Here is a 1,982-nt window from a genome sequence, read left to right as displayed (position 1 = left end):
GTGAACCTCAGCAGCCTGGTAAAAGAGACAACCCCAGCATAACTCCCCGACCGCCCTGCCGGAATCTGTTCCTCAGCACACCTTGCTCCCCAGATGGCTTTTCTCCAATGTCGAAATAGGATCCCACCTGAATACTTGAATATAGTCTTTTTCATCATTTGTCCGAATCGACTGCTTTGATCTGGTCTAACCCGAGGTATGTAAGCCAACTCTCTGGACAGGAGTTGACAGGGGAGAGATCTGACATGATACGCTAGAAGATGAACCTGCCGGTGGGTATAATACTTTCTGGCAAAAGCCAGGAAGACTTTTGTATTCTGGTTCAGGAGGGGTTCTGTGCAGAAAGTTCAGGAAAGTTTGGCTACTGCTCTAACCATTGATGGAGCTATAGGCATTGCGCTTGGTGACTGGAAGAGTGGCATGTGCTTGGGTTTCAAGGGCTCTAACGTTCCCGCCCTTCCTGAGCGGAATCTAGAGATAGCTGTGGCAGGTATGACCGAGGTTGTTCGGTCTAAGTTCCGGACTTTGGAGTCTGTAGGCATTAAGGATGAGCTCGAAGAGATTCTCGTTGTTCTAAAAACGCAATACCATCTCGTTCGAGTAGTAAAGTCTGTCCGAGGACTCTTTTTCTATCTTGTTATGGATCGAGAAAAGGGTAACCTAGCTCTCGCTCGCATTAAGCTGGATCAAGTGGCAGAACAGCTAGTGCTCTAGCCTAGACCAGGTACTGAGGTAGCTAGAAAGCTTGAGCAGAGCTAGATGAGGAGCTTTGCTTTCTTCACTTAAGCAGTTAAATTTCTTTTTTTGCTTGGCCTTGCGGCTCACTCCTTTCCTACTTGGCAGGAGAAAGGCAATGAGGTAAGGTATAGATGGCTACCTTGCTTACTCGGTAAGTGGTAAGTACCCAAATAACAGTGCCGCCAAGGGAGGAGGAAGGATGTGGCTATGCCGACACTCGAGAAGATTCTTCTGGAGGCTCTTACTTTCGGCGGTGCGCTAGGTGTTGCCGTCGGCGACTGGAGAAGCGGCACATGCCTAGGAGCTAAGTCTGCAGATGTCTCTGCTTTGCCTGAGCGCGACCTATCGCTTGCCATAGCCGGCAACTCGGAGGTGCTGCGCGCTAAGCTCAAGGTTGCAGAGGCTCTGGCCCAACGTTTAAAGGAGATTATTGTAGTTTGCCAGGAACAGTATCACCTGATCTGGTTAGTTAATAGTCATGGGTTGTTTATTTACCTAGTGTTGGATATAGAAAATGGGAACTTAGCCTTGGCTCGTATCAAGTTGGAGCAGCTTGCAGAGCAGCTCCGACAGTTACCTCTCAAAACCGCAAGATTCTAAGGGCTTTTCTCTCCCAAGACCCGTAGCTAAAGAAATCCAGAATGCCCAGGCCTCTGGGTTTTGGAGGGAAGTTTCTCACACCTTAAGACCTTGTAAGCTTCCTGGGTGTGTCAACCTACGGTAAACCAAGCCTGGATGTGTTAACCTACGGTAAACCAAAGACGTAGGAGCTCCTTAGCAAATGAATCACATTCAGGCTGCTCTAGGCGAAGGCCTTACTGTCGAGGGGGCTTTAGGGATCGCTTTTGCAGATTGGAGAAGAGGTGGCTACATAGCTCATAAACTCAGCATGAGCAGCGATGGCTTTTCACGAGCTGAACTAATGTTGCTGGTAGCCAGCAGCGCAGAAGTGGTTAGAAACAAAGCTTTGCAAAGTGAAAAACCTGCAGAAAAAATTAGAGAAATAGTTTTCATCTACGAAAAGTTATTTTGCCTCATTCGATTGGTTGAAACCACAACTGGCTCGTTCCTCCTTCTAGTCTTAGACAGCGAAAAGGGCAATCTGAGCCATGCTCGTCTGAAGCTTTCCCAAATTTTCTCTAAGCTAAAATACCTAATGACTCGGAGCCCGCTCGCTACCAAGACCAGTAATGCGGAACCGGGGACTTGAACCCCGATGGCATTGCTGCCACTAGAACCTGAAT

The 1,982-nt window shown here is 48.2% G+C and carries 2 protein-coding genes; both read left to right on the top strand.

Annotated features, from left to right (window positions below; translation table 11 throughout):
- Positions 1 to 945: 945 nt before the first annotated feature.
- On the top strand, positions 946 to 1,338 hold the full coding sequence (locus NW852_RS01465; protein WP_414426410.1) for a hypothetical protein: 393 nt from the start codon (positions 946 to 948) through the stop codon (positions 1,336 to 1,338).
- Between the two features lie 181 nt (positions 1,339 to 1,519).
- Complete coding sequence (locus NW852_RS01460) at positions 1,520 to 1,948, top strand: hypothetical protein (protein ID WP_414426409.1); 429 nt, start codon at positions 1,520 to 1,522, stop codon at positions 1,946 to 1,948.
- Positions 1,949 to 1,982: the final 34 nt, after the last annotated feature.

The organism is Synechococcus sp. H60.1 (assembly GCF_047462335.1).
Classification (GTDB): Bacteria; Cyanobacteriota; Cyanobacteriia; order Thermostichales; family Thermostichaceae; genus Thermostichus.
Note: the sequence above shows the minus strand (reverse complement) of the source record. Positions and strands in the feature narration are given on the sequence as shown.

Coding starts and splice junctions, on each gene's coding strand:
- NW852_RS01460 (WP_414426409.1), top strand. CDS start 1,520: ATGAATCACATTCAGGCTGCTCTAGGCGAAGGCCTTACTGTCGAGGGG.
- NW852_RS01465 (WP_414426410.1), top strand. CDS start 946: ATGCCGACACTCGAGAAGATTCTTCTGGAGGCTCTTACTTTCGGCGGT.